The organism is Bradyrhizobium sp. 132 (genome assembly GCF_023074185.1).
Taxonomy (GTDB): Bacteria; Pseudomonadota; Alphaproteobacteria; order Rhizobiales; family Xanthobacteraceae; genus Bradyrhizobium.
Window position 1 is genome coordinate 98,152 of record NZ_JADPKY010000103.1, and the last position, 20,893, is coordinate 119,044.

A 20,893-nucleotide genomic window follows, 5' to 3' on the forward strand; every position below is an offset into this window, starting at 1 on the left:
TATTTCCTAGCCGAGGCCCATTTTCTTGAAGGTCTTGCTAATCCAGGACCCCTGATTCTCGCTCGGTTCGAGACCGCCTGATTTTACAAGATTATAGGCGTCCTTGTACCAGCGGCTGTCAGGAAAATTGTGCCCGAGCACGGCAGCGGCCGTCTGAGCCTCGCCGACGATGCCGATTGCCATATAGGCCTCGGTCAAGCGGTACAGCGCCTCCTCCACATGGCGGGTGGTCTGGTACTGCGTCACCACGGCCTTGTAGCGGTTGATCGCCGCCGTGTAATCGCGCTTCTGCGCGTAGTAGCGGCCGACATTCATTTCCTTGCCGGCGAGCTGGTCGCGCGCACCCTCGATCTTGGCCTTGGCCGAGGTCGCATATTCGGATGTCGGATATTTGCGCACCACCTCTTCCAGCGAGGCGATCGCCTTCTCGGTGCGGGTCTGGTCGCGGCTGATGTCCGGGATCTGGTCGTAATGCGAGGCGGCGATCAGGTATTGCGCATAGGCCGCATCCGGGCTGCCGGGATGCAGCGTGACGTAGCGGGTGGCCGCGCCGATGCAGCTGTCATAGTCGCCGGCCTGATAGGACGAATAGGCGGACATCAGCAGCGATTTGCGGGCCCAGTCGGAATAAGGATGCTGGCGGTCGACCTCTTCGAACTTCTTGTTCGCCGCCTTCATGTCCTTCTTCTCGTTCATGAGGTACAGGCCCTCATTGTAGATCTTGTCGGCGGGCTCCTCGACGAAGGTGTCGTCCTTGGCGGTGAACTTGTCCCAAAGCGCGCCGGTGCCGCAGCCGCCCAGCGGCAGCGCGAGTACGAAGAAGGTGGCAGCCTTGAGCGATCCACGGACTCGAGACGAGACCTGGAGATATCCGCGCGTCATACGCTGTGCCGACATGAGTATTGCCCTGACGCCCTATGGTGCGGTGTCCGCCAGCCCATGAACCGCGTCATGGGCGCGAAAAGTAGCCGTGGTGCCTGCCATGCGACTACGCCGGTGTAACCGAAAAACGATCTTGAACCAACCGGATAGGCAGGCATTTCGCCCGGATTAAGGCGAACGCGCCGCGATCCTAGCCGATCATCGTTACCAGGAGTTTCCCGGGGTCGGCGGGTACAAGTGGCCGCGACGAGAGGTCGGTCAGGACACGTCTCTCTTCAGGAAACGTCCGGCCCGTAGGCCGCGGCGATCCGGCCGCCGACGATGCCACGACCGACTTCGCCCACGGGACGCGCGGTGGTGCGGCGGGCCGCCTCGCCCTCGACCACCCGCCAGGCGGTCCGGTCGGCGAGCAGCGCGGTCAGGACGGCGTGGTTGAGCTTGTGGCCGCCACGGACCGAGCGATAGGCGCCAAGCAGCGGCAGACCGGCCAGCGCGAGGTCGCCGATCACGTCCAACACCTTGTGGCGGGCGCATTCGTCGGCGTAGCGGAGACCCTCGGTGTTGAGCAGCCGCTCCTCGTCGAACACGACGGTGTTGTCGAAGGAGGCGCCGAGCGCATAGCCGGCGCTCCAGAGTCGCGCGACGTCGCACATCAGACCGAAAGTCCGAGCCCGGCCGACTTCGCGGCGAAAACGCTCCGGGTTGAGGTCGAAGGCGTAGCTCTGCTGGCCGATGACAGGATTGGTGAAGTCGATCTCGACCTCGGCGCGGAACCCGTTGGCGTAGGGCCTGATCTCGCCGAAGGAATCGCCGACCTTGACCGAGATCGGCTTCAAAACCTGAATGAAGCGGCGCTGTGCCGATTGGGTCACGATGCCGGCCTGATCGATCGCTGCAATGAAGGCCGCGGCGCTGCCGTCCATGATCGGCACTTCCGGCCCGTCGATCTCGATAATGGCGTTGTCGACGCCCATGCCCCGCAGCGCAGCAAGTACATGCTCGGCGGTGGAAACCAGCGGGCCGCTGCGATCGCCGAGGACGGTGGCGAAATCGGTCGCGATCACCTGCTCGGCGGTCGCCTGAACTTCGCGGTCACTTCCCTCGAGCCCTGTGCGGACAAAAATAAAACCCGCGTCGACAGAAGCGGGCCCAAGCGTGAGAGTGACGGGAAGACCGGAATGAACGCCGACGCCTGCCACGGAGGCTTGCGCACGAAGCGTTGTTTGCCGGCTAAATTTCATCAGGAACCGCCCCACTACGACCATCGCGACTTATACTGAACCCGACTGACCGGCCAAGGCCGCCCGCTCCGAATCCGTATCCCCAAGTCACGGCGAACCATAGTCACTGCCTCAAACAGCGCCAACTCACGCTTTTTTACCGATTGTTACCCCAAACCTGCCGTATTCGCGCCAAGGCTTAACCAAATTAGAGCGAAGTTCGGGACCGTTATCGGCAGTTTTACTGAACCATCGAATACGTAATTAATGATTTAAAATCAGCTACTTGGCGATGAAATCCGGATATGTACCGGACAAAAAGAAAGGTCCCGGCAAGCTTCCCGCCGGGACCTTTTTTCATCTGCCTTATTGTAACAATCCTCAGGTCGCCTGCCGCCGCAGGAAGGCCGGGATATCAAGATGATCGTCTCCCTGTGGCGCCGGGGCAACAGGCGCGGGACGGCCATGCATGTCCAGGCCCTGCGGCGCGGGACGGCGGGCATACTCGGACACCGGCTCGTTGGACGCGATTTGCTGCGCCACGGTCTTCTGGGTCCGGCGATCGGGCAGCGGCGGCATCGCGGGACCGGCGGTACGAGCCGCGATCGGTGCCTCGCTCTCCTCGTCGCGACGGCCTAGGCCGACATTGGCGAGGCGCTGGAGCAGCGACAGGCGGGTCTTCTGCGGGGTCTCTTCTTCAAGCTCGCCGCGGGCCTGGCGAAGCTCGGCCTGGGCCGGCATCGGCAGTTCTTCGATTCGCGGCATCCGCGGTGTGCGGACCGGCGCACGCTCCGCCTGCGGCGGGATGAAGGTTTCCGGCGTCATCTGCTCATGGATGGCCATCGGCGCCTGCTCAGGCTCCGGGAACAGCGTGGGCTTCTGCGCGATCGGGCGCACGGTGACGTCGCCATAGGTCTGCATCGGGGCGGGAGCCTGCGGCACGTCCGCAACGGCGGCAGCGATGGCGGCGAGCGCAGCGCGCTCGACGTTCGCACGCGGAGCCATGGGAGCGGCGGCAAACTGGCCCGGTGCGGCGGCCGGGATCTGCGTTTCCAGCTTCTGGGCGCGCTCGGCCATGCGCTGATTGTCGGCGCGCAGCCGCGCGGTCAGATCGGCGAGGCGGCTCTCGGCAACCGCGGCCGGAGCAGCGGGAGCCTGCTGTGCCTGCGGCGCCGCGTTCGCGACGGGAGCGCTGGTGGTCTGGCTGTTGCGGGCGATCGCGGCCTGTTCGATGCCGGTGGCGACGACCGAGACGCGGATCAGGCCGTCGAGCGCTTCGTCGAAGGTTGCGCCGACGATGATGTTGGCGTCCTGGTCGACTTCCTCGCGGATGCGGGTCGCAGCTTCGTCGACCTCGAACAGGGTGAGATCCTTGCCGCCCGTGATGGAGATGAGGAGGCCCTTGGCGCCCTTCATCGAGCTATCGTCGATCAGCGGGTTGGCGATCGCGGCTTCAGCGGCGGTCAGCGCGCGCTTGTCGCCGGAGGCTTCGCCCGTGCCCATCATCGCCTTGCCCATTTCCTTCATCACCGCTCTCACGTCGGCGAAGTCGAGGTTGATCAGGCCTTCCTTGACCATCAGATCGGTGATGCAGGCAACGCCGGAGTAGAGCACCTGGTCGGCCATCGCGAAGGCGTCGGCGAAGGTGGTCTTCTCGTTGGCGACTCGGAACAGGTTCTGGTTCGGGATGATCAGGAGCGTATCGACGACCTTGTGCAGCTCGTTAATGCCCGCTTCCGCGGTGCGCATGCGGCGGCCGCCCTCGAAGTGGAAGGGCTTGGTCACGACGCCGACGGTAAGGATGCCCATCTCGCGCGCGATCTTGGCAATCACGGGAGCCGCACCGGTGCCGGTGCCGCCGCCCATGCCGGCGGTGACAAACACCATGTTGGCGCCCGAGAGATGGTCGCGGAGTTCGTCCATCACTTCTTCGGCCGCGGCCGCGCCGACGACCGGCTGCGAGCCTGCGCCCAATCCTTGCGTCGCCGCCGTGCCCATCTGCACGATGCGCTGCGCCTTCGACATCGTCAGCGCCTGCGCGTCGGTGTTGGCGACGACGAAGTCGACGCCCTGAAGGCCCGCCGTGATCATGTTGTTGACGGCGTTACCACCGGCGCCGCCGACGCCGAACACGGTGATGCGGGGCTTCAGTTCGTGAATATCAGGAACATTGATGCTGATGGTCATGTTTGCCTCTCGATCACGCGCGCGTGGGTTCGCCCCGGCCGACGGCCGCGGGAGTTGGTGAAATTCGAAGATTGCGGAACCGGTTCATCAGAAGCCCTCGCGTAGCCATCGTCCGACCTTTCCAAAATAGCCGCCCGTCCCTGTCTTGACCTGCTGCCGCGTATGCCGCGGTTCGACATGTTCCTGGTGAACATATTGCGGGTAGACGAGAAGTCCGGCGGGCACCGCGAACGCGGCGTTCTTCGCCTCGTTGGGCAGCCGGCCGAAACCGAGCGGACGTCCGACCCGCACGGGCCGGCCGAGAATCTGCGTTCCCAGTTCGACGAGACCCGTGAGCTGCGAGGCCCCGCCGGAGAGCACGACGCGGCCGTTGGGCTCCGAGGCGAAGGGCGAATCCTTCAGCTTGTCCCGAACCATTTCGAAGACTTCCTCGGCACGGTGCTTGACGATATTGGCGATGGTAGCGCGGGAGACGATCTGCGGCAGATCCTGTTCGTCACCGGCTGTCGGTACAGACATCAGCTCACGCGAGTCCGATCCGCCGGTGATGACGGTCCCGTATAACGTCTTGATTCGCTCGGCATCGGCAATGGTCGCGGAGAGTCCGCGCGCCAGATCCATCGTGATATGTTGCCCGCCGACCGCAAAACCCGCGGCATGCACGAACCGGCCGCCGGAATAGACCGCGATCGTTGTCGTGCCCGCGCCCATCTCGACGACGGCCGCGCCCAGATCGGCCTCGTCGTCGGTCAGCACCGACAGGCCGGCCACATAGGGGCTCGCCGCCATGGCTTCGACGTTGATGTGGCAGCGTTCGACCGCCAGCATCAGGTTGCGCGCCACGGTGGCGTCGCAGGTGACGACGTTCATGTCGACGCCGAACTGATGCGCGACCATGCCGCGGGGATCGCGGATGCCTTTGACGCCGTCGAGCGTGTAGCCGACCGGCAGCGCGTGCAGCACCGTGCGGCCTTCGCCGGTGGCGTGGCGCATGCCGGTGGAGGTGACGCGGCTGACATCGGCCGGCGTCACGGCGCCACCGCGGATGTCGGCCGCAGCTTCGACCAGTTGGCCGGAGAGCCGGCCGCCGGAGACCGACAGCAACACGGACTCGACCCGCACCTTGGCCATTTTCTCCGCAAGCCCGACGGCCTGGCGCACTGCCTGCTCGCATTCGCCTAGATCGACCACCGCGCCGGCCTTCATGCCGCGCGACTGGATCTGGCTGTAACCGATCAGTTCCACCGCATGGGTCCGATCGCGCAGGGCTTCGCTCGGCGCCGACGGCCTCAGCCGCGCGATCATGCAGGCGATCTTGCTGGTGCCGATGTCGAGGCAGGCGACGAGGCCGCTGCGCTTGTGCGACATCGGGCGTGTCTTCGGCGTCTGGGTGCGATCAAGACCGGTCATGCGGCGTCCCCGGTCTTTTTCTTCTTCTTGTCCTTGAACAAATCTTCGCGCGCTTTGGCGGCGTCCTCGGACAGCTGCACCACGAGCCGATCGGACAGGCGCAGGTCGACGGCGACGATGTCGCGGGAGAACAGCCTGTCCTCCTTGTCGAGCCTGGACAGCATCGCAAGCGCGTTGCCGACGTCCTGCTCGGGCAGTCGGATATCGAGGCCATCCTTGAGCCTCAGGTTCCAGCGCCGCTCGCCGACGAAGATCGCGGCCTTGGTGATCGAATTGACTTGCGGATAGCGCGCCAGCAGCGCGAGGAAATCGCGGGCCTGCGTATCGGCACCCTTGCCGACCACGAGCGGCAGCGACAGGAACCGGCGCGAGACATAGGCCTCGAGCACGGCGCCGTCATCGGCGATGACGGAAAGCCGGCCGGCCTCCTGCCACAGCGCGAACGCCTTGCGCTCGGTGAGCTCGATCATGAGCTGGCCCGGATAGAGCTTCAGCACGGTCGCATCCGCGATCCAGGGATTGCCCTTGAGCTTGTCGCGCACGGCGTCGGCGTCGAGGAACAGCAGCGATGAGCGGCCGCTGACGCCGCCGATCGCCAGAATCTCATCCTGGCTGAGCTGCTTGCGGCCGTTGATCACGACGGAGGTGATGCGGAAGCCCGCGGAATTGGCCAGCGCGTTGCGGGTGTCGTTGACCGCGGTGATGAAATCCTGGAGATGGCCGCCCTTGACGATACCGAAGCCGCAGCTTCCGATCAGGAGCAGCACCGTCATGCTGATCCCGACCCGGCGCGGCATAAAGCGCTCGACCAGCGCGACCACGCGCGGCGGCGGCTCGCGCTCGACGACGGCTTTGGCCTTGGTCTTGTCCCTGGCGGCCGCGCGGGCGCCGTGAAGTCTTTCCTCGCGCTTGTCCTGCACCCACTCGCGCAGAAGCACGACCGCTCCGATAGCGGCCGCCTTCAGGTCAGCTTGGGGCCTCAGCGATCTGAAAAGCGACCGAGTGAGGCTTCCTGCTCCATCCATTGCACGAGCTCGTCAACAGTTTGCCCGCGACATCGCGCGGATCCTGGCGAATATGACGTCTCGGACTTGCCGGGCCGGGTGCTGGTCTTCAGCAGAAGAAAACCTCTCCCCTTCAGAGCGTTCGCTGGAGGTGACAACACCCGCAACGGTCCACGCGCCGGCAGCCAAAGCGTCATATGCGCCGCCAGCGTTAACCTTCGGACGTCCTGGTAAACAAAAGGTAAAGTTCGTTAACGGCGAGAGCTTTTTGCCCAGGCCGGTGAGGCATTTATGCCGCAATGTCCGGCATTTTACCGGTTTTGGGTTCCAAAACCGGCCGTTTCGCCACTTCGGCCGTTAACCAATCCTAATTATTTTCGCACACCGGGCACGGCGAGCTCGACCAGGCCGCGCAGGAAGTCGACGAATTCGATGCCCTCGGCCTTCAGCGCCTTGGGATAGAGCGATGACTTGGTCAGGCCCGGCAGCGTATTGGTTTCGAGATAGACCAGGCCCTTGTCCGAGACGATGAAGTCCGAACGGGAATAGCCGGTACAGGACATCGCCCGGTGCGCCAGCATCGATTGCTGCTTCAGTGCGGCGGTGATCTCCGCCGTGAAGCGGCCGGGGCAGATCTCCTGGGTCGACTTCAAGAGATATTTCGCGGCGTAGTCGAAGCTACCCTCGCCCGGAATGATCTCGATCGGCGGCAGCGCGATGATCGACCCGTCCGGCCGCTCCAGCACGCCGCAGGTCGCCTCGACGCCGGCGATGTAGGGTTCGATCACGTATTCTTCGTGCTTCGCCGCGTTGCGGACGGCGACGAGATCCTGCTTGGCGTTGACGAAGATCAGGCCGTAGCTCGAGCCATCCTTCGCGGGCTTTGCGATCAGCCGGCCGTATTCGGCGAACGCCTCGTCGATCTCGTCCAGCGCAACGTTGGCCGGCGGCGTCACGCCGCCGAGCGCGGCGAAATGCTTGGCCGCGATCTTGTCGAAGGCAAGATGCGAGGAGGCCGAGCCCGAGCCGGTGAAGGCCACGCCGCGCGCCTCGCACATCACCTGCAATTCGCCGTTCTCGGCACGCCCGCCATGCAGGCCGAGCACCAGCACGCGACCTTCGGCCTTGGCCTGGTCGAGCGCCTGCGCCAGCGGAATGCCTGATGTACCCGGCTTGAACTCGTCCTCGAACGGGCGGGCATGTTCGAGCAGCTGCTTGGACTGCACGACATGCACCTTGTCCTCGACGTCCCACCACCAGAGATCGGCCTCGGGCAGCGCCTGATGCAGCGCCTGGGCTGACGCGACCGAAACCAGACGTTCGCGGTTGGAGCCGCCGAAGAGGATGGTGATGCGCATGTTCTCTCGTCGCTTGTCCAAATTAGCGGGGAATTCCGATCCGCTTGATTTCCCAGTGTAGCTCAATTCCGGAATTTGCCTTCACCCGTTCACGCACGGTCTCGCCCAGCGTCTCGATGTCGTGCGCGGTGGCGTCACCCGTGTTGATCAGGAAATTGCAGTGCATCTCGGAGACCTCAGCCCCGCCGACGCGCAAACCGCGGCAACCGGCGGCATCGACCAGCTTCCAGGCGGAATGGCCTTGCGGATTCTTGAAGGTCGAACCGCCGGTCTTTTCGCGGATCGGTTGCGCGGTCTCGCGATGAGTCTGCACCTCCGCCATGCGCGCGCGGATCGCCTCGGCATCCCTGATCTTGCCGCGGAAACCCGCGGAGGTGAAGATGATGGAGGAATCGACGCCGCTGTTGCGGTAGACGAACTTCATGTCGGCATTGGAGAAGACGTGCTTCGTGCCGTCGCGCCCGACGCCTCGCGCCTCGATCAACACGTCCTTGGTCTCACCGCCATTGGCGCCCGCATTCATGCGCAGCGCCCCGCCGATCGTGCCGGGAATGCCGAAGTAGAATTCGAGCCCGCCGATATTGGCGGAAGCGGCGACTTCCGCCACGCGCTTGTCGAGCGCGGCGGCTCCAGCTGTGACGACATCGCCACTCGCGCTCGCCTCGCCAAAGGCGCGCGGCGCCAGCCGGATCACCACGCCCGCTATGCCGCCGTCGCGCACGATCAGGTTGGAGCCGACGCCGACGACGTAGACGGGAATGTCGCTTGCGAGATGCGCGAGGAAATAAGCGAGATCGTCCTCGTCCGCCGGCGTGAACAGCACCTGCGCGGGACCGCCGACGCGAAACCAGCTGAGCTCGGCGAGCGACTGGTTCGCGAGCAGCCGGCCGCGAAGTTTCGGCATCGCGGCTTTGAGAGCGGGGGTGATGTCGGGAAAGCTCACTGCCTTACCCCAGCGCCTTCAATTCGCCGGGGAGCGCATACGCCCATTGCGTGATGTTGCCGGCGCCCAGGCACACGACGAGATCGCCCGGCTTTGCGATTGCGTTGATGATGCCCGCAAGCTCCGGTGCCGCCGGCAGCGGAATCACCTCGCGGTGGCCGTGCGCGCGAAGGCCTGAGACGAAATGGTCGCGGTCGATGCCTTCGATCGGCGTCTCGCCTGCGGCATAGACCTCGGCGACGATCACCGCATCCGCATCATTGAAGCAGGTGCAGAATTCCTCGAACAGCGACTCCAGGCGGGTGTAGCGATGCGGCTGCACCACGGCGACGATCTTGCCGTTGGTGGACTCCCGCGCGGCCTTCAGCACCGCGGCGATCTCGACCGGATGATGGCCGTAATCGTCGATCACGGTGACGCCGTTCCACTCGCCGGTCTTGGTGAAGCGGCGCTTGACGCCGCCGAAGCCGGCGATCGCCTTGCGGATCGCCTCGTCCGACACCCCGAGTTCGCGCACGACCGCAATCGCGGCCGTCGCGTTGGAGGCGTTGTGGCGTCCCGGCATCGGCAGCATGAGATCGGCGATCTCGTGCACGCGGCCGGTCTTGCGATCGCGGAACCCGACCTTGAACTTCGATCCTCCGCCCATCGGTGTCAGATCGAGGAAACGCACGTCGGCCTGCGGATTCTCGCCATAGGTGATGATGCGGCGGTCCTCGATCTTGCCGACCAGGGTTTGCACCACGGGATGGTCGATGCACATCACGGCAAAGCCGTAGAACGGCAGGTTCTCGACGAAGTTTCGGAACGCGTCCTGCACGGCCTCGAAGGTCTTGAAGTGATCGAGATGCTCGGGATCGACATTGGTGACGATCGCGACCTCCGTCGGCAGCTTCAGGAATGTGCCGTCGCTCTCGTCGGCTTCGACCACCATCCAGTCGCCCGCACCGAGACGCGCGTTGGAGCCATAAGCGTTGATGATGCCGCCGTTGATCACAGTGGGATCGAGGCCTCCGGCGTCGAGCAGCGTCGCGACCATCGTGGTCGTCGTGGTCTTGCCGTGGGTGCCGGCGATGGCGACACAGCTCTTCAGCCGCATCAGCTCGGCCAGCATCTCGGCGCGGCGCACCACGGGGATGCGCCGTTCGCGCGCCGCCATCAGTTCCGGATTGTCGCGCTTGATCGCGGTGGAGACCACGACGACCTCGGCGCCGTCGACGTTCTCCGCCATGTGGCCGACCGAGACCTTCGCGCCGTTCTTGCGCAGACGGTCGAGATTGTAATTGTCGGACGCGTCCGAGCCCTGCACGGAATAGCCGAGATTGAGCAGCACTTCGGCGATGCCGCTCATGCCGATCCCGCCGATCCCGACGAAGTGGATGGGTCCGATCTCGCGCGGCAGTCTCATGCGTTGTTCCCTGACCTTGCCGCACTGCAAGAGCGGCTCTGGCGATGGTCACGGCCAAATCAGCCGCGGGCCTTTCCTACTGGATGCCCCGCTTTAGAAGGCGAAGACAAGGGCTTTTTCGCGTCAGATTCCCGCAACTTTGACCACAAGATCCGCCAGCCGCTCGGCCGCGTCGAGCCGGCCGGCGCTGCGGGCGGCCTCGGCCATGGCGGCAAGACGCGCGGGCTCGGCGGCAAAGGCGGAGATCTCGGCGGCGAGGCGATCGGAGGAAAACTCGGTCTGCAGGATGCGGATCGCGCCATCGACCTTGGCCAGCACGCCGGCATTGGCGAACTGGTCCTGGTCGATCGCGCCGGGCAGCGGCACGAGGATCGAGGGCCGCCCGATCGCGGCGAGTTCGGCCACGGTGCCGGCACCGGAGCGCGACACCACCAGATGGTTGGAGGCGAGCCTTGCCGGCAGATCTGTGAAGAACGGCGCAAGCTCGGCATTGATCTTGAGCTTGTCGTAGACCGCGCGCACGCGCGCCATGTCCTCGTCGCGCACCTGCTGGGTGAGAACGAGCCGGCTCCACAACGCAGGCTCGAGGCGCTCGATCGCGCCAGGCACGATGTCGGCCATGATGCGTGCACCCTGGCTGCCGCCGACGACGAGCAGGCGCAGCGGGCCGTTCACTTCAGGCGCAGCATATGGCACGTCGGCTGCGGCGAGAATTGCCGGTCGCATCGGCGTTCCGACGGTCGTGGTCTTGCCGGATAGCGCCCGATCGCGGTCGAGCACGCCCGGCAACGACGTCGCGATGGCGCGGACGCGGCTCGACAGGAACCGGTTGGCGCGGCCGAGCACCGCATTGGCGTCATGGATGATGCCGGGCACGCCGGCGAATTTTGCCGCGACCAGCGGTGGCAGCGTCGGATAGCCGCCGAAGCCGACGACGGCGACCGGCTTCAATCGCTTGATCAGGCCGTAGGCGGACAGCGTGCCGGCGGCGAGCGTCAGGCCGGCATAGGCAAGCTGCAGCGGATTGCGGCCGCGCGCGGTCTCGCTCGATACGACATCGATCATGTCCTTGGTGAACAGCCCACTGTAGCGCAGCGCGCGCTCGTCGGTGACGAGGCGGACACGGAAGCCGCGCCGGATCAATTCGACGCCGAGCGCCTCGGCCGGAAACAGATGGCCGCCGGTGCCGCCCGCGGCGAGAAGAATCAGGGGGGATTTGTCCATGGTGGGGGAGTTTTACAGTGTCTCCCTCGTTATTGCGAGCGAGCCGGCCAGACTGCCTGATCCTCATCCTGAGGAGCGCATCTTCGCGCGTCTCGAAGGATGCAGGCCCGGCCGGTGGCCTCGCCCTTCGAGACGCCGCGCGTAGCGCGGCTCCTCAGGGTGAGGGTCACGCGTAGCTGCGCATCGCCTCGGCGTGGCCGGTTGCCTCGACCTCCGTGCGCGAGCGCAGCCGCGTCAGCGCCAGCATCATGCCGACGCCATAGGCCAGCGACACGATCGAGGAGCCGCCATAGGAGATGAACGGCAGCGTCATGCCCTTGGCGGGGATGAGCTGGAGGTTGACCGACATGTTGATCGCCGCCTGCACGCCGAACAGGATCGCGAGACCCGAGGCCGCAAAGCGCGAGAACATGTCCTCGTTGGCATAGGCGCGCGACAACGTGCGGATGACGACGAAGGCGAACAGCGCCAGCATGGCGAGGCACAGGATGATGCCGAACTCTTCGGCGGCGACCGCGAACACGAAGTCTGTGTGGCTGTCCGGCAGGCTGCGCTTGGCGATGCCCTCGCCCGGTCCGAGCCCGAACCAGCCGCCGTTGTAGAAGGCTTCCATCGCGGTATCGACCTGGAAGGTGTCGCCGGAGGCCGGATTCATGAAGCGCTTGATGCGGCCGGCGACGTGGGGGACGAACAGGTAAGCACTGAACAGTCCGGCCGCTCCGAGCCCGGCAAGGCCGAACACCCAGATCATCCGCATGCCCGCGATGAAGAACAGCGAGCCCCACACCATCAGGATCAGCATGGTCTGGCCGAAGTCCGGCTCCATCACCAGCAGCGACACCAGCATCAAGAGCAGCACCAGCGCCATCGAGGTCGCCGGCATTTCCGGACGCTTGGTCGATTCCGCGAACAGCCAGGCCGCGATGACGACGAAGGATGGCTTGGCCACTTCAGAGGCCTGGATATTGACGCCGAGCAGCGTGATCCAGCGCCGCGAGCCCTTGACCTCAGGGCCGATCGCGAGCGTCAGCACGATCAGGATGATGCTGACCGTGAAGATGATCAGCGCGCTGCGGCGGATCGCGCGCGGCGACAGGAAGGAGACCCCGAGCAGCACGATGCAGGACGGCACCAGGAACAGCACGTGACGGCTGAAGAAATGGAAGGGATCGAGCCCGATGCGGGTCGCAACCGGCGGGCTCGCCGCCAGCGACAGGATCACGCCGGTCAGCATCAGCGCCAGGATGGCGCCCATCAGCGGCTTGTCGACGGTCCACCACCACTCGGAAAAGGGGGTGCGTTCTTCACGGGAGAGCATGGCGGCCACTTTCGGACAGAGGTCGGTCCATTGGTCGCCGAGGTTGGTTTACGGGGGGTTAATGAATCGCGGATGTTTCGGGGAGTCCCACCTCAAATGCCCGTCATGCTGGATCGCCCGCCTGTGCGGACGACAGTGGAGAACAACGAGCCGGCCGCGCCCTACACCACCGGCTTCACACCCGGCAGTGCTTGCACCAATTCGCGGAACCTGGTGCCGCGGATTTCGAAGTTGCGGTACTGATCGAAGGACGCGCAGGCGGGTGACAGCAGGACGACCGCGTCAGTGATGCCCGACGCCTCCGCATCGCGCGCGGCATGCTCGACGGCGACGTCGAGGGTCTGGCTGATCTCGTGCGGAACTTGCGTGCCGAGCGTGCCGGAAAACTCCGGTGCGGCCTCGCCGATCAGATAGGCCTTGCGGATGCGCGGGAAGTAGCCGGTGAGCCCAGTGATGCCGCCCGCCTTCGGCTTGCCGCCGGCGATCCAGAAGATATCGCCGAAGGACGACAGCGCATGTGCGGTGGCGTCCGCGTTGGTGCCCTTGGAGTCGTTGACGAACAGCACGTTGCCGCGGCGGCCGACCTGCTCCATGCGATGTGCAAGGCCCGGAAAGCTGCGCAGGCCGTTCTGAAGCACATCGAGGCTGATGCCCATCGCGAGCGCGGCGGCTGCGGCGCACGCCGCGTTCTGCGCATTGTGCAGGCCGCGCAGCGAGCCGATGCCACCAAGTCTGGCAACCTCGCTGCGGGCGCCGCCCGAATTGCGCACGATGGTGCCGTGCTCGACATGGATGCCGCTCGCCAACGGGTTCTTGACGGAAATGCGCTCCACCTTCTTGCCTGCGCGATCGAGCCGGTCGGCGATGTCGCGGCAAAACCCGTCGTCGACACCGACGATCGCGGTGCCGCCGCCCTGCACACCAGCAACGAGGCGTTCCTTCACCGCGGCGTAATGCGCGATGGTGCCGTGACGGTCGATATGGTCCTCGCTGACATTGAGCAAAATGCCGACGGAGGGATCGAGCGAGGGCGTGAGGTCGATCTGGTAGGACGACATCTCGATGACGTGGACGCGGCCCATGCGCGGCGGCTCCAGCGACAGGATCGCAGTGCCGATATTGCCGCCCATCTGGGTGTCGTAGCCGGCAACTTTCGTCAGGTGCGCGATCAGCGCCGTGGTGGTCGACTTGCCGTTGGTGCCGGTGATGGCGACCAACGGCGCGTCCGGCGCGTTCCGCCGCCGCTCGCGGCAGAACAGCTCGATGTCGCCGATCACCTCGACGCCCACCTCGCGCGCCTTCAGCACGCTCCAATGCGGGACCGGATGTGTCAGCGGCACGCCGGGCGCGAGCACCAGCGCCGCGAAATTCGCCCAGGAGACGTTTCGCAAATCAGCCGTGATGAAGCCCGCCTGCGCGGCCTTGGCGACGTTCTCGGCACTGTCGTCGGCGGCGATCACCTCGGCGCCGCCCGCTTTCAACGCGTGACAGGACGCGAGCCCCGAGCCGCCGAGGCCGAACACTGCGACCGTCTTGCCGGCAAAGGACGTGACGGGGATCATCGACCGGTCACCGCAGCTTCAAGGTCGACAAGCCCGCCAGCGCCAGCATCACCGAGATGATCCAGAAGCGAATCACGATCTGCGGCTCGGTCCAGCCGAGTTGCTCGAAATGGTGATGGATCGGCGCCATCCGGAAGATGCGTTTTCCGGTCATCTTGAACGACACCACCTGCACGATGACGGAGACCGCCTCCAGCACGAACAGGCCGCCGATCACCGCGAGCACGATCTCGTGCTTCACCGCCACCGCGATCGCACCCAGCATGCCGCCGAGCGCAAGCGAGCCGGTGTCGCCCATGAAGATCGAGGCCGGCGGCGCGTTGAACCAGAGGAAGCCGAGGCCGGCGCCCAGCAGCGCGCCGCAGAGCACCGCGAGTTCGCCGGTACCGGCGACATATTTGATCTGGAGATAATCGGCGAACACCGCGTTGCCGGCGAGATAGGCGATCATCGCAAAGCTCGCGGTCGCGATCATCACAGGCACGATGGCAAGGCCGTCGAGACCGTCGGTGAGGTTCACCGCGTTACCGGCGCCGACGATGACAAAGGCACCGAACACGATAAAGAACCAGCCAAAATGCAGCACCGTGTCCTTCAGGAAAGGAATCGTCAGCGCGGTCGACGCGGGATCGCGGTTCAGCCGCACCAGTGCGTAGCAGGCGACCAGCGCGATGGCCGCCTCGATCAGCAGGCGAAGCTTGCTGCCGAAGCCCGTCGTGGTCTGCTTGGTCACCTTGAGATAATCGTCATAGAAGCCAACGAACCCGAAGCCGAGCGTCACTGCCAGCACGATCCAGACGTAGGGGTTGAGCGGATTGGCCCACAACACGGTGCCGACCGTGAGGCCAGACAGGATCATCAGCCCGCCCATGGTGGGCGTGCCTTTCTTGGCGAGATGCGATTGCGGGCCATCGGCCCGGATCGGCTGGCCCTTGCCCTGGCGGAGGCGCAGATGGTCGATGATCCAGGGCCCGAACAGGAACACGAACAGCGCGCCGGTGACGACCGCGCCGCCGGTGCGGAAGGTGATGTAGCGGAAGACGTTCAGGAAGGTGCGAACGGCACCGAAGCCCGGAAATGTGTTGGAGAGCTCGATCAGCCAGTAAAACATTCAGACGGTCCTATGGCGCTTTTCGCACGCGTTCTTGGCCGTGGTTATGGCCGTGTTCTTGGTATTGGACTCGACGTGCCTCACGCGCATTCGCTGGTCTTCATCATGGGGTCGGGCGACCTCTAAAGAAAACGGACGGTTTCGCGCCGCAAAGGGTGGGATTCGGGAGCAGCGCCTTCCAAGCAGTTTACGCCTTTGCCTGCAAGGCGGCCACTAGGCCCGGCACAAACTTGTTGACCCAGAACATCTTCTTGCTGCCCTTGACAACCACGACATCGCCTGCCCTCAGCAGATTTGCGACCTCGCCCGGCTTCAGCGTGACGGGATCGTCGTGCCAGCCGAGACCCTTGCCGGCGGGGAGCACCTCGAAGAGGTGACGCATCAAGGGCCCGACGCAATAGACGCCGTCGATGCCGTTGAGATGCTTGGCGAGGTCGGTGTGATAGCCCGGCGCGCCGTCGCCCAGTTCCAGCATGTCGCCGAGCACCGCAATGCGGCGGCCGCTTGTCATGTTGCGCGCCTGGAGGCTTTGCAGCGCAGCAGCAACGCTGGCCGGGTTGCCGTTGAAACTGTCGTCGATCACGGTAACGCCGCCGACCGCTTGCTCGACGCCGCGGCCGGTCATGATGCCGACGCGGTCGAGCTTGGTCGCAAGCGTCGCCGCATCGAGGTTCGCCGCACGAATCGAAGCAAGCGCGGCGAGCGCATTCTGCACACGGTGCGGCGCGCCCGGCGTCAGGCTGAAGGCGATCTCCTTCTTGCCGAGCGCGGCCACGACCTGCCAGCTGTCGCCATGCGGCGCGTGCGCGACCTCGTGCACTTCGGCTTTCTCGCCGAAGCGTGCGACCTTGCCCTTCCAGTCCGGCGCCTTGATCCCGGCGGGCAGCACCAGCACGCCGTCCGAGGACAGGCCGAGGGCGATCGACACCTTCTCGCGGCGGATGGCTTCGAGCGAGCCGAGCTTCTCGAGATGCACCGGCTGGACGTTGACGACGAGCGCAACCGTCGGCCGCGTCAGTTCGCTGAGCCGCCCGATCTCGCCGGTCTGGTTCATGCCCATCTCGACGACCCAGAGACTGGCATCGGGCCGCGCATTGCACAGCGTCAGCGGCACGCCCCAGAAATTGTTGAAGCTCGCCGGACTGGCATAAGCGCCGGGATAGGCGGCCAGAAACTCCTTGGTGCTGGTCTTGCCGGCGCTGCCGGTGAGCCCGATGACTGGTCCTTTGAAGCGTGCGCGTGCGGCACGCGCGAGGCCCCAGAGACCGTCGATCAGCGTGTCCTTGACGACGATCTGGGGAATGCGGATGCCAGCGATCTGGTGCGGCACGATCATCGCGACCGCGCCGGAAGCTTCCGCCTTGTCCGCGAACTCCCAACCATCACGCGCGCTGGCGAAGGCCGAGATGAAGCCGCCACTCGGCGTGCCACTCAGCGCGACGAACAGGCTGCCCGGTTTCACCAGCCGGCTGTCCTGGGTGACGACATCGATCGGCGTGTCCGGGAATGATCCGGCAGCGCCCAGCGCATGTGCCACTTGAGCCACCGTCCATATTGGCGCACTCATGCAACCCTCGACGCTAGTGCGGCGGCGACCGCCTCGTGATCGCTGAAGGGCAAAACCTCTCCGCCGACGATCTGCCCGGTCTCGTGTCCCTTGCCGGCGATGAGCAGCGCATCGCCGTCTTCCAATTCCTCGATCGCAATGCGGATCGCCGCGGCGCGGTCGCCGATTTCGCGCGCGCCTTTGGCGGCCGCGAGGATCTCGGCGCGGATGGCCTCCGGCTTCTCACTGCGCGGATTGTCGTCGGTGACGATGATTCCGTCGGCGTTGTCAGCGGCGATCTCGCCCATGATCGGACGCTTGCCGGCATCGCGGTCGCCGCCGGCGCCGAACACGACGACCAGCCTGCGCCTGGCGTAGGGACGCAACGCCTGCAGCGCCTTCGCCAGCGCATCGGGCTTGTGCGCGTAATCGACGAAGATCGGCGCGCCATTGCGTTCGCCGACGCGCTCCAACCGACCCTTGGCGCCTTCGAGATGCTCCAGGCTTGCAAACACATTTGCGGCGTCGCTGCCGGTGCCGATGGCAAGGCCGGCCGACACCAGCGCGTTCTCGATCTGGAATTCGCCGACCAGCGGCAGCCGGATCGCATAGCGGTTGCCGCGATGCTCGAGCGCGAGCACTTGCGAAAACCCTTCGACTTCGGCACCAGCGAGACGAATGCCCTCGCCTGCCCCGTCGCCGTTGCGACCGACCGCCATCACGCGCAAGCCGCGCGACTTTGCCGCGTCGATCGCCTCTGCCGAGCAATCATGATCGGCCGAAATCACCGCCGCGCCTCCAGGCTGAACCAGCTCACTGAACAGGCGCAGCTTGGCCGCGAGGTAATGCGCGACGGTCGGGTGATAATCCATGTGGTCGCGCGAGAGATTGGTGAAGCCGCCGGCGGAAATGCGCACGCCGTCGAGGCGATACTGATCGAGCCCGTGCGAGGACGCCTCGAAAGCGAGATGCGTGACGCCCTCGCGCGCGATCTCGTCGAGCTGCCGGTGCAGCGCGATCGGATCGGGCGTCGTCAGCGAGCCGTAGACGGTGCGCTTGGGTGAAACGAGACCGATGGTTCCGATGCTGGCGGAGGCATGCCCGAGCCGTTCCCAGATCTGGCGCGTGAACGCCGCGACCGAGGTCTTGCCGCTGGTGCCGGTCACCGCGGCGATGGTCGCGGGCTGCGTCGGAAAAAAACTTGCTGCGGCCAACGCCAGCGCACGGCGCGGATTGGCGACAGTGATGAACGGCACCTTGTCAGCCGCCGGCGCATGGTCGCCGACCACCGCCACCGCGCCTGCGGCAATCGCAGCATCGATGAAGCGCGCACCGTCGGTCTTGCTGCCCGCAAGTGCGAAGAAGAGATCGCCCGGCTTGACCACGCGGCTGTCGAGGGCAACGCCGTTCACATCGAGCGCCGCGACAGCGGGCTCGAGTGCGGCATCATTGCCCAGAACATCCTGACCTAGGAGGTCGCGCAGCTTCATGGTCTTCCAGTCGACATGCCGCACCGGAGCGCCGAATCTTCAGAGAAATCCCGACTCAGCGGCGGCAACGGCCCACCCGGTTGATTACTGGGTTGTCCTGGATGCTGCAAGAATAAGGCGCTCGGACGGCGGCAGGTCGAACCGCGGCTCGATGCCCAGAAGCGGCGCGATCCGCTCGATCACCTTGCCGCCGGTCGGCACCGCGTTCCAACCGGAGGTGATGAAACCCTTCGTTTCAGGAATCGCCTGCGGCTCGTCGAGCATGATCAGGATCTGATATTTCGGATCGTCGCAGGGCATGATCGCGGTGAAGGAGTTGAGCACGCGCTTCTTGGCATAGCGGCCGTTGATGACCTTTTCGGACGTGCCGGTCTTGCCGCCGACATAGTAACCCTTGACGTCGGCGGTCTTGGCGGTGCCGATTTCGGCATTGAGCCGCATCAGGAACCGCATCTTGTCGCTGGTGTCCTGCTTGATCACGCGTTTCGCCATCGCCGCCGCTTCGGACTCCGTGCGCTTCATGAAGGTCGGCGGAATCAAATAGCCGCCGTTCACCAGCGCGTTGATGCCCATCACCGCCTGCAGTGGCGCCACCGACATGCCCTGGCCGAACGCGATGGTGACCGTGTTCAGCTCGCCCCAGCGGCGCGGTATCAGCGGAGCCGCGCTCTCCGGCAGCTCGGTGCGCAGCCGGGTCAACTGGCCCATCTTGGCGAGGAACGCCTTGTGCGCCTCGACGCCCTGGCCGAGCGCGATCCGCGCGGCACCGATGTTGGACGAGAACGTGAACACTTCCTTGGTGTTGATGAAACGTCCGAGCGAATGGCTGTCATGGATGGTGAACTTGCCGTAGTGCAGGTTTCCCCGTGCATCCCACATCGAGTTCAAATTGATCTTGCCGGAATCGAGCGCCATCGCCAGCGTGAACGCCTTGAAGGTCGAGCCCATCTCGTAGACGCCGGTGGTCAGGCGATTGATGCGGTCGGGGTCGTGCGCTTCCTTCGGATTGTTGGGATCGAAGTCCGGAAGGGAGACCATCGCCACGATCTCGCCGGTCTTGACGTTGGAGACGATGCCGGAGGCGGCCTTGGTGTGGTACTTCTCCTTGGCCTTCAGGAGCTCGTCGCGCAGGGCGTGCTCGACGCGCAGATCGACCGAGAGCTCGATCGGCTTTTGCAGCCGGTCGGTGGCAAAACCTGCGCGGTGGAGATCGGCCAGCCCTTGATTGTCGAGCCACTTCTCCATGCCGGCGATGCCCTGGTTGTCGATGTTGACGAGACCGATGAGGTGGGCGACCTCGTTGCCGGTCGGATAGACGCGCTTGTTCTCGCGCAGGAAACCGATGCCGGGAATGCCGAGCTTGTGGATGTCCTGCTGCTGCTTCGCCGTGATCTCGCGCTTGAGCCAGACGAAGCCCTTGCGCGACGACAGGCGCTCGCGAACCTCGACCTCGTCGAGATCGGGCACGGTGGCGGTCAGGAGCTCGATCGCCTCATCCTTGTCGATGATGCGGCGCGGCTCGCCGAACAGGCTCGACGCTTTGACGTCGGTCGCGAGGATCGCGCCGTTGCGATCGATGATGTCGGGCCGCGCGGTCGCGACCACCTCCTGCGCCGCGGCGCGGCGCGCGCCGTGAGCGTCGGCGCCGATCGCGAACATCACGAGCCGGCCGCCGATGAGGGCGTAGACCGCGACGAAGGCGAGCATCGCCAGGCCGACGCGCGCGCGTGCCTTCGCGGCGCGATCGACGTTGCGCCCATAAAGCAGGCTGCGGATCAGCCGCTGCCGCCAGGGCTCAGTCGGCTTTGCTGCAGGTTTGGCCGGGGTCACAGCACTCATTGCTTGTCCTCGGGCTGAGGCACGGAACCCGTCACCGTGTCGGGATCGCTCGCGGCTTCGATGGTGTTGAGCATGGCGCCGATCGGATCCGGCTCGCCCGGCCTGAACATCCGCGGCGGACGCTCGGGCAGGTTCTTCAGTGAATCGTACTGCGTGCCGTTGACCGGCTTGAGCTGCAGATGCCGGTCCGACAGGCCTTGCAGGCGCAGGGGCGCGTCGAGCTTGGCCCATTCGGAGCGGAGCGCCGCGATGGCGTCGCGCTGCTCGCGAATTTCGGCATGCAGCCGCAGCACCTTTTCGGTGCGCGCCGTGGAGTCCATCTTGATCCGGTAGACATAGGCCGCCGCAAAGACCAGCGCGCCGATGACGAGGAGGTGGATGAAGCGCATGC

16 protein-coding genes are annotated in these 20,893 nt (G+C 65.3%); all 16 read right to left on the reverse strand.

Annotated elements, in window-relative coordinates:
* Positions 1-6 precede the first annotated feature (6 nt).
* The 16 genes from IVA74_RS20700 to IVA74_RS20775 all read right to left on the reverse strand — a co-directional run bounded on the left by IVA74_RS20700 (position 7) and on the right by IVA74_RS20775 (position 20,891).
* Positions 7-897, reverse strand: coding sequence for an outer membrane protein assembly factor BamD (locus IVA74_RS20700; protein WP_247347720.1), 891 nt, complete (start codon positions 895-897; stop codon positions 7-9).
* Between the two features lie 260 nt (positions 898-1,157).
* Positions 1,158-2,123 carry a UDP-3-O-acyl-N-acetylglucosamine deacetylase gene (gene lpxC, locus IVA74_RS20705; RefSeq protein ID WP_247347722.1) on the reverse strand — a complete coding sequence of 322 codons (966 nt, stop codon included), beginning with the start codon at positions 2,121-2,123 and terminating at the stop codon, positions 1,158-1,160.
* A 360-nt stretch (positions 2,124-2,483) separates the two neighbouring features.
* Positions 2,484-4,289 (reverse strand): cell division protein FtsZ, encoded by a 1,806-nt coding sequence (ftsZ, locus tag IVA74_RS20710; protein WP_247347724.1) that lies wholly within the window; start codon positions 4,287-4,289, stop codon positions 2,484-2,486.
* Between the two features lie 87 nt (positions 4,290-4,376).
* Positions 4,377-5,699: a cell division protein FtsA gene (ftsA, locus tag IVA74_RS20715; RefSeq protein ID WP_247347727.1), complete on the reverse strand. Its 1,323-nt coding sequence runs from the start codon at positions 5,697-5,699 to the stop codon at positions 4,377-4,379.
* Positions 5,696-6,724 carry a cell division protein FtsQ/DivIB gene (locus tag IVA74_RS20720; protein WP_247347729.1) on the reverse strand — a complete coding sequence of 343 codons (1,029 nt, stop codon included), beginning with the start codon at positions 6,722-6,724 and terminating at the stop codon, positions 5,696-5,698. Before IVA74_RS20720 ends, ftsA begins: the two co-directional genes overlap by 4 nt.
* A 350-nt stretch (positions 6,725-7,074) precedes the next feature.
* Positions 7,075-8,061 carry a D-alanine--D-alanine ligase gene (locus tag IVA74_RS20725; RefSeq protein ID WP_247347731.1) on the reverse strand — a complete coding sequence of 329 codons (987 nt, stop codon included), beginning with the start codon at positions 8,059-8,061 and terminating at the stop codon, positions 7,075-7,077.
* A 22-nt stretch (positions 8,062-8,083) separates the two neighbouring features.
* A complete protein-coding gene (gene murB / locus IVA74_RS20730; protein ID WP_247347733.1) occupies positions 8,084-9,004 on the reverse strand; it encodes a UDP-N-acetylmuramate dehydrogenase in 921 nt (306 codons plus the stop codon).
* A gap of 4 nt (positions 9,005-9,008) precedes the next feature.
* Positions 9,009-10,412, reverse strand: a complete 1,404-nt coding sequence (gene murC / locus IVA74_RS20735) for a UDP-N-acetylmuramate--L-alanine ligase (protein WP_247347735.1) — start codon at positions 10,410-10,412, stop codon at positions 9,009-9,011.
* A 123-nt stretch (positions 10,413-10,535) separates the two neighbouring features.
* On the reverse strand, positions 10,536-11,636 hold the full coding sequence (murG, locus tag IVA74_RS20740) for an undecaprenyldiphospho-muramoylpentapeptide beta-N-acetylglucosaminyltransferase (protein ID WP_247347737.1): 1,101 nt from the start codon (positions 11,634-11,636) through the stop codon (positions 10,536-10,538).
* A 166-nt stretch (positions 11,637-11,802) separates the two neighbouring features.
* Positions 11,803-12,954, reverse strand: a complete 1,152-nt coding sequence (gene ftsW / locus IVA74_RS20745) for a putative lipid II flippase FtsW (protein ID WP_247347739.1) — start codon at positions 12,952-12,954, stop codon at positions 11,803-11,805.
* Between the two features lie 161 nt (positions 12,955-13,115).
* Positions 13,116-14,516 carry a UDP-N-acetylmuramoyl-L-alanine--D-glutamate ligase gene (gene murD / locus IVA74_RS20750; RefSeq protein ID WP_247347742.1) on the reverse strand — a complete coding sequence of 467 codons (1,401 nt, stop codon included), beginning with the start codon at positions 14,514-14,516 and terminating at the stop codon, positions 13,116-13,118.
* A 7-nt stretch (positions 14,517-14,523) separates the two neighbouring features.
* Positions 14,524-15,627, reverse strand: coding sequence for a phospho-N-acetylmuramoyl-pentapeptide-transferase (mraY, locus tag IVA74_RS20755; protein ID WP_247347744.1), 1,104 nt, complete (start codon positions 15,625-15,627; stop codon positions 14,524-14,526).
* A gap of 187 nt (positions 15,628-15,814) precedes the next feature.
* On the reverse strand, positions 15,815-17,194 hold the full coding sequence (gene murF / locus IVA74_RS20760) for a UDP-N-acetylmuramoyl-tripeptide--D-alanyl-D-alanine ligase (protein WP_247347746.1): 1,380 nt from the start codon (positions 17,192-17,194) through the stop codon (positions 15,815-15,817).
* Positions 17,191-18,663, reverse strand: a complete 1,473-nt coding sequence (locus IVA74_RS20765) for a UDP-N-acetylmuramoyl-L-alanyl-D-glutamate--2,6-diaminopimelate ligase (protein ID WP_247347871.1) — start codon at positions 18,661-18,663, stop codon at positions 17,191-17,193. The genes murF and IVA74_RS20765 overlap by 4 nt, the downstream gene beginning before the upstream one ends.
* Before the next feature lie 84 nt (positions 18,664-18,747).
* On the reverse strand, positions 18,748-20,502 hold the full coding sequence (locus IVA74_RS20770) for a penicillin-binding protein 2 (protein WP_247347748.1): 1,755 nt from the start codon (positions 20,500-20,502) through the stop codon (positions 18,748-18,750).
* Entirely contained in the window at positions 20,499-20,891 is a 393-nt protein-coding gene (locus IVA74_RS20775; RefSeq protein ID WP_247347749.1) for a hypothetical protein, read from the reverse strand. Before IVA74_RS20775 ends, IVA74_RS20770 begins: the two co-directional genes overlap by 4 nt.
* Positions 20,892-20,893 lie beyond the last annotated feature (2 nt).